Consider the following 6959-nt stretch of genomic DNA (forward strand, 5'->3'; position numbering starts at 1 on the left):
GGCAGATACTGACGATGCGGTCTTTGATTTGGTGGATCTTATTGGTGTTACATCTCTCGCTGTTGGCTGTAAAGTGTCCGGATGGTTGCCAGTTCACGGCTTTGCCGGGTGCTTAGATTGCCGTGTCCCTCAAGGTTGAGAAGTGAATCTATTGTCTTCAGGTTCCTGCACAGATAGGACAGTTGTTTGCCGATGGCTTTGCGGATAGCTTTTCCCCGGGGTTTCTTCTGTTTGGCTATCTTCAAGTAATCACGCCGGGCGTTCTGGCGATAGGTGCGGGGCTTTCTTTTCAAGCCCAGGCCGGTATGGTACAGGGTGTCGATTATCTTTTCGGTTTTCTCCCGAGCTTCGTTCAGTAAAGACAGATCTGTTGGATAGCGGATATCAGCTGGGGCACAGGTAGCATCAAGTAGCAATTTACCCTTATTGGTCGGCTTAGCAGTTTTGGAGCCCTGTTCGGGATGGGTACCGCCAGGATGGGGAGGTCCACCTGGTTCATCCGGATCCTTTGGTTCTTTTGTTTGCTTTTTCCTGCAGATTAGCTCATTTGCCAATTTCCGGTGGAGCAATTTGCTAGGGATATTGTAGTTATTCTTATCCCCCTGTCGGTTCCTAATTAATTTTATACAAGCCTCATTCGATTGCCTTTTCCTCAAAAAGCGAGGGCTTGGGCTTGTAGCCCCTACCGAAACCTGTTAAATAATCAAAATATCATGCAGATTTTCCGAGTTGTTGTACTGGCGTGTATCTTTTTCCTCACGAAATATTGGTTCTTTATTAATGCCTCTAACCATTACCTGATATATGCCGGTTGTACTTTTCTTTCTAAGTAGCCTACCCAATGCGCCCCCCCCAAATAAATATGGAATTTATTGCGCACAGTGTCGCACGTACATTAGTTCACCACTGAGGGAAGTTTTTTCTTTACGCGATGCTTATTGTTCTATGATAGTAGAGTGGTGATACCTGCCAAAGTCACCGTCCCCGTGGCTGCCCGGCAGGAACAATCATCTTCGTTGTTGCCGGTGCTGTACTGATGACGGTATTTTTGCCGGAGGTACCCGGTCGCGAATTACGTTCTTTTTTGCACCTGACTTTATGGCGAAATCTTTTTCTTTACATTGCAATGGCATTCCTGTGATTGAAGATGATCGACTTTATAACATCATTATGATTACAGCGAGTGAACCCCTCCTTTCTAATAAGGAATTAGAACAGGTGCAGCAGATGAATTCAGCTGAAGGCCAACACCTGCTTGGACAGCTGAGCCAAAAGAGACTAAAGGCTGCTGCCAATAAACACCCGCTATTGATCTACGATAATCGTTTCAAACAGCCCCCATGGGTGGAGCAGTTGATGGGTTCGATGAATTAAAAACCCCGTTCATAAATCAATACAGCCCGTCTGTGTTGTGTTTTGACCCTGCAAGCTTTATATTGGACTGCGTATTTCCAACCGGATAGCTATTGCCATAAAATAGCAGGCGGGGTATAATCATAATAGGTTTATCTGGGTCAGGAGGATGATTTATGGAAAGTGCAAAATTAAACATTACGCGGCTCATAAATAAAATAGAGGATATTAAAGGTTCTCTTGATGTTCTGGAGCGTTATGCGCAGCAGGATGACAATACTTTTCTAAGCAATGAAGAAGCAATTTGTTCTGCCTGGTATAGTTTTATAGTTCTCATCGAGGCAGCGACTAATATAGCGGCACACATCTGTGCAAGGATCCTGAATAAGGCACCCAATACTTATGCGGAAAGTTTTCTTCTCTTGAGTGAAAAGATGCTAATTGAGCAAACACACACTGGCGGAGCGCCTCGGCAAAATGGTTGGTTTTCGTAATCTGCTTATACACGGATACGGTAAAATTGACGATATGCAAATGCTTAATATTATGCGGAATAATCTTGGAGATGTGAGGCAGTATCTTGATGCAATTAAAACGATCATAGAAGAGCATACAGGTGGTGAATGCTAGTTGGCGAATAAACCCTTACCTTCTGACGACCAGTTGTATTGCTTTTCTCCAGAACAAAAATCGCTAATAATTGAACAAATAAAAAAGGAACTACAAAAACATCCACAAATTCGCTTTGCTTTCTTGCATGGGTCTTTTCTTGGCAAACAACCCTGTCATGATCTTGATATAGCTATCTTTTTTGATGACAGTCTTGCAGACGAAGCAATTCTTGACCTCACCCTGGAATTGACCGTAACTCTTACCTGCAAAATTCATCTTCCAGTTGATGTGCGCTCTCTAAACCAGGCAAATACCGGTTTTCGGTATCATGTGACAAAAGGTGTGTTATTAATTTCTAAAGATGAAGAAGAAACATACGATTTCATGGAAAAAACGTGGCGAGATTATCTGGACTTTCAACCACTGGCCATGCAGGTGCTGAAAGATCTAATAGACAAATACTAAGTGGTGCCAGGCACCTGGGGCTAAGTTTTAGGGACTTGAAGGTGGTGGGGAAAATGGTTTTAAAGGTACTGATAGCTGATGACGATCCGGCTGCTGCAGCATACTTAAAAAAAACTATTAGAAGAAGTGCCAGAAGTCGAAGTAGTGTCCACTGCCAACGATGGCAAAGAGACCATCAGACAGGTGGAGATTCATCAACCTGATGTGGTCTTTTTAGATATCGATATGCCGGAAATGAACGGTTTGGAAGCTGCCAGGGAATTGGCGGAAATTCAGCCGGATACCTATTTTGTTTTTGCCACTGCTTTTCCTTTTTTTGCCCCTCAGTTGCCAGCGCGTGGTTTGTTTCGAAAATGTTAGAGTGAAAAAAATTAATGGAGCGGGGTGTGTTTCCAATTGTCAGAGAGAAGCGTTAACAATATTTTAGTTCTGTTAATGGTTGCATTGGCAATTATTTATTTTACAGTTGATAAACTTAATATTTCAGCCAAAAATATTAATATTATTAGGGCACTATTACCACTTATAATGATAATTTTTTATTTTGCAGTTGATAAACTTAATATTTCGGCAAAATATCTGAAAGTTATGAAATCAATTTTGGTAATTGCGTTGTTAGGTATCGGGTTCAGGCTTTTATTGCTCCCATAATATCATTCCCTATGTTTAGGTAAAGGCAATAATAATTGCTTAAAATGTAAAGGGTTCCGCCCGTACCATGCGCCGCTATGTGGCTTCAATACGTCCCCAAAAACACCGGGAATATAAGCCCCTTTGAAACCCTACCCGGAGAGCAGGCACAGGCGGACTGGGGCCATTTTGGCACCATCGTGGTGGACGGAGCCACCTATAAGCTTTACGCCTTTGTTTTCACACTCTGTTGGAGCCGGGTTAGCTATGTAGAGTTTGTAGTAGGGACACCTGCTTGGACAGCTGAGCCAAAAGAGACTAAAGGCTGCTGCCAAGAAACACCCGCTTTTGATCTACGATAATCGTTTCAAACAGCCTCCATGGGTGGATAAATAAAAACTGAGACCGAAATCGACCTCAGTTTTTTTATATGGTGGAGGCGAGGGGACACGTGGCTCCACAGGTTTCCCTGTGGCGCGGACTATATCTTTACCCGTTAAACGGGTACCTGGCGTATTATGGAGAGTTTATTATAGTTGATACTCTCCATCCAAGGACAAAGCCTTGAGTCTCTACAGGGCTTGCACCCCTCGGTGTTGCCATACAGCTGCTGCTGTTTAGGATTCACCGATGTAAGCCAGGTTTTCACCTGAGTGTTGCCACCCAGGGCGACCAATTGATCGAACCCCTGTCCGAAAGAACGGCTACAAAAGCCTCTCCGAGCGCAGCCGGCAGTTTAATTTCGCTTCCAGGACGCCTACCGGCAGGCTTCCTGTCAGCTATCCCCGATGGTGCTCCCGGCAGTCTCTTCAGGGATTAAGAGAAAGCGGGTGAGCCTGCTGTGTGACGCCCGTTACTGGCTCGCAGGCGTGGCCAGGCGGACGGGCTGCTTAATTAAGCAGCCAGTGCGTATTCGTTATTGGCAGTTAATAATTTTCCACCGTATTGCGGGCAGATGGAATCCCGGCTCGCTGCTTTTGCTCCTTATTCCCCCGTCGAAGCCAGTACGCCCCCAAATAATTATTGTGATTTTATTATATCATATCATCCTGTTTTTTCAAGAAGCGTGACAGGGACAGGGTAGACACCACATGCCACCAGGACGTGCATCCACTCATACCTGTAAGCATGCAGATAGAGAAGGCTGCCTTTGCTTCGCAAAACTGCGTTTACCGGAATTCTTTTCGTGCTTGCATTCTTTGAACGAGGCTAGTAAGGTTACCTGTGAGAAGGAGTTTGCTTGATTGTAATCGAACTCTATGCGGACACGTATTATGATTGACTGTATTTTTAGCCCTTAAGATGATAAGGAGAGGCATAAGATGAGAGTTGTTATTGTCGGGGCAGGGAAGGTCGGGTTTAACATAGCCCAGATGCTGTCGATGGAAGGCCATGATGTGGTGATCATTGAAAAGAACGAAGAGCGCCTGCAGATCGTAGAGGACCATCTGGATATACAAACTATCTGCGGCAGTGGGTCGAACTGTGGTGTTTTAGAAGAGGCGGGTATTCGAGAGTCCAGGCTATTTATTTCTGTTACTGAGGCAGATGAGCTGAATATGGTGGCCTGTGCTTTGGCTAAACAGTATGGTGTGCCAAAAACGATTGCCAGGATCAGAAACCCCGAATATGTGGAAAGCGACCGGCATGTCTCTCTTTCTAAAATGGGGATTGACTTGATCATTAATCCGGAAAGGGTTACTGCCTTGGAAATCATGAAACTGCTGGAGCACCCGGAGGCCAGGGATATCGAATATTTTGCCAATGGGCAGATCCAGATGGCTGAGCTGAAAATTGAAGAGGGCTTTCCTATGCAGGGACAAAGGATTCACCGCTATGATTCGCCAGGCCAGTTTCTAATCGTAGCTGTGATCCGGAACGGGAGGCTGATCATACCAAGTGGTGATGATCTTATTCAACCCGGGGACCGTGTGTTTATTATGTCCCGCACCAAGGATATGGGGCAGACCGAAAAGCTTTTTCTGGCAAAACGGCTGCCTGTGATCGAGTATGTGGTCATTTTGGGAGGAGGTCTGATCGGGTATTACCTTGCTCAGGAGTTGGAGAGAAAAAATTACATAGTTAAGGTGATCGAAAAGGATAGGGGAAACTGCAAGGAATTTGCCGAACGCCTTGACCGGACTCTGGTCATCAATGGGGATGGGACAGATATCGACCTATTGATGGAAGAGAATATCGGTCAGGCAGATGCTTTTGTGGCTGTTACAGATGACGACAAACTGAATCTGCTGGTTTGCCTTATCGCCAAGGAACTGGGCGCCAAAAAGACTTTTGTCCAGATTCGTCGTTCTGATTTAATTCCCTTGATCGATCATGTTAATGTAGATAAAGTGATCAGCCCCAGGATGTTTACCGCCGGGTCAATCCTGCGCTTCATCAGGCGGGGAGATGTCTCTTCTGTAACATTACTTGGGGATTGCAATGCAGAGATGATCGAACTGACGATTCCTGTAGGGGCACCGGTGGTTTATAAAGCATTGAAAGATATTGACCTGCCCAAGGGTACACTGGTAGGTGCAATCATGCGGGGAAAACAGGTGATCATCCCCGGTGGTGATGATCTTATCCAGGTTGATGACCGGCTGACCCTGTTTACAGTTCCAGAGAATGTTCCTAAAATCGGAGAGTTTTTTGAGTCGCGGAGGGGTTTAATTAAATGAACATCCGCCTCGTCATCAACTTGATGGGAAAGGCCCTGGTTCTTCTGGGGCTGGCTATGATTCTACCGCTGTTATGGGCTGTTTATGATCAGAGCCCTGACCGGATGGCCTTTATTTATTCAATTGTTATTACATTAATCAGTGGTTTAGTGATAACTACTGCTGTACCTCAAAAGGGTGAGATCAGGTACCGCGAAGGTTTTGTTATAGTTACCGTTGGCTGGCTGTTGGCCTCTCTTTATGGTTGTTTGCCCTATCTGCTGTCCGGGGTGTGCAGCAGCTTTCCTGATGCTTTCTTTGAAACTGTTTCCGGGTTTACCACAACCGGGGCCAGTATTTTTTCAAATGTGGAAGGGCTCCCCAGGGGAATTCTCTTCTGGAGAAGCCTGACACACTGGCTTGGCGGGATGGGGATCATTGTTTTTTTGGTTGCTCTGCTCTCACAATTGGGGGTGGGTGCTAACCGGATTTTCCGGGCAGAGGTCCCTGGGCCGGTGACCTTCAAAATTATGCCCAGGATCAGCGAAACCGCCAAGGTTCTCTGGTTCACATACCTGGTGATGACAATTGTGGAAACGGTGCTCTTATGGTTTTTCGGGATGCCTTTGTTTGACTCTCTTTGTCACGCTTTTGGTACTGTAGCAACAGGTGGCTTTAGTATCAAGAATACGAGTATCGGTTTTTACGAACAGGCATCTATCCAATGGGTGATCACTGTTTTCACCTTTTTATCAGGGGCTAATTTCGCGCTGTACTACCAGGCTCTGCGCGGCCGCAGTTTGAAGGCTTTTTGGCGGAATGAAGAATTTCGTTTCTATGCAGGAATTGTCCTGGTGGCGATTGCTATAATGGCTTTTAATACCAGTTCCCTTTTCAGCAGCGTGGAAGAACTGATCAGGACATCTGCATTTCAGGTGGTATCTATTATTACCACTACCGGTTATTCCACAGCTGATTTCAACCTGTGGCCTTATATGTCACAAGCACTGCTGGTTATGTTGATGTTTGTCGGAGGCTGCTCGGGTTCAACCAGCGGTTCGATCAAGGTAGGGAGGATCTTGATTTTATTGAGGCAGGGGATTTTGGAGATCAGGAAGCTGATCCATCCCCGCGCTGTCTTTTCCTTGAAAATCGGTGGGAAAAACATATCCAATGAACTGGTAAGCAATGTTATGCAGTTTTTCTTTTTATATGTTGCCATTTTTGCGGTTTCCGGTA

Annotated in this window: 9 protein-coding genes, 1 other RNA gene and 2 pseudogenes; 9 read left to right on the forward strand and 3 right to left on the reverse strand. The window is 45.5% G+C overall.

Annotated elements, in window-relative coordinates; genetic code table 11:
* Both SSCH_RS05045 and SSCH_RS18935 read right to left on the reverse strand, forming a co-directional pair.
* Positions 1 to 437 (reverse strand): annotated as a pseudogene (locus SSCH_RS05045) (IS5/IS1182 family transposase); the annotation flags it as partial.
* A 258-nt stretch (positions 438 to 695) separates the two neighbouring features.
* A complete protein-coding gene (locus tag SSCH_RS18935) occupies positions 696 to 842 on the reverse strand; it encodes a hypothetical protein (protein WP_198142181.1) in 147 nt (48 codons plus the stop codon).
* 328 nt (positions 843 to 1170) lie between these two features.
* On the opposite strand from SSCH_RS18935, the gene SSCH_RS05050 reads away from it, so the two are divergent.
* From SSCH_RS05050 to SSCH_RS05075, 7 genes and pseudogenes are all read left to right on the forward strand, one after another.
* Positions 1171 to 1374, forward strand: coding sequence for a hypothetical protein (locus SSCH_RS05050; protein ID WP_044664525.1), 204 nt, complete (start codon positions 1171 to 1173; stop codon positions 1372 to 1374).
* Between the two features lie 155 nt (positions 1375 to 1529).
* A complete protein-coding gene (locus tag SSCH_RS05055; protein WP_044664526.1) occupies positions 1530 to 1847 on the forward strand; it encodes a HepT-like ribonuclease domain-containing protein in 318 nt (105 codons plus the stop codon).
* Positions 1831 to 1884, forward strand: a pseudogene (locus SSCH_RS21725) (HepT-like ribonuclease domain-containing protein); the annotation flags it as partial. The gene SSCH_RS05055 and the pseudogene SSCH_RS21725, both read left to right, overlap by 17 nt.
* 99 nt (positions 1885 to 1983) lie before the next feature.
* Positions 1984 to 2430 carry a nucleotidyltransferase domain-containing protein gene (locus SSCH_RS05060; RefSeq protein WP_052835339.1) on the forward strand — a complete coding sequence of 149 codons (447 nt, stop codon included), beginning with the start codon at positions 1984 to 1986 and terminating at the stop codon, positions 2428 to 2430.
* Positions 2431 to 2556: 126 nt separating this feature from the next.
* Entirely contained in the window at positions 2557 to 2790 is a 234-nt protein-coding gene (locus SSCH_RS05065; RefSeq protein WP_084710946.1) for a LytR/AlgR family response regulator transcription factor, read from the forward strand.
* 36 nt (positions 2791 to 2826) lie between these two features.
* Positions 2827 to 3081, forward strand: coding sequence for a hypothetical protein (locus SSCH_RS05070; RefSeq protein WP_044664528.1), 255 nt, complete (start codon positions 2827 to 2829; stop codon positions 3079 to 3081).
* 77 nt (positions 3082 to 3158) lie between these two features.
* Positions 3159 to 3422 carry a hypothetical protein gene (locus tag SSCH_RS05075; RefSeq protein WP_044664529.1) on the forward strand — a complete coding sequence of 88 codons (264 nt, stop codon included), beginning with the start codon at positions 3159 to 3161 and terminating at the stop codon, positions 3420 to 3422.
* Between the two features lie 315 nt (positions 3423 to 3737).
* Here the strand turns inward: SSCH_RS05075 and ssrA are convergent.
* Positions 3738 to 4066, reverse strand: a transfer-messenger RNA (tmRNA) gene (ssrA, locus tag SSCH_RS17395).
* Between the two features lie 316 nt (positions 4067 to 4382).
* On the opposite strand from ssrA, the gene trkA reads away from it, so the two are divergent.
* Together trkA and SSCH_RS05085 are read left to right on the forward strand one after the other, a co-directional pair.
* Positions 4383 to 5741: a Trk system potassium transporter TrkA gene (gene trkA, locus SSCH_RS05080; protein WP_044664530.1), complete on the forward strand. Its 1359-nt coding sequence runs from the start codon at positions 4383 to 4385 to the stop codon at positions 5739 to 5741.
* On the forward strand, positions 5738 to 6959 hold a 1222-nt coding region (locus tag SSCH_RS05085), incomplete at its 3' end, for a TrkH family potassium uptake protein (RefSeq protein ID WP_044664531.1). The genes trkA and SSCH_RS05085, both read left to right, overlap by 4 nt.

The organism is Syntrophaceticus schinkii, assembly GCF_000946815.1.
In the GTDB taxonomy this organism is placed as follows: Bacteria; Bacillota; DSM-12270; order Thermacetogeniales; family Thermacetogeniaceae; genus Syntrophaceticus; species Syntrophaceticus schinkii.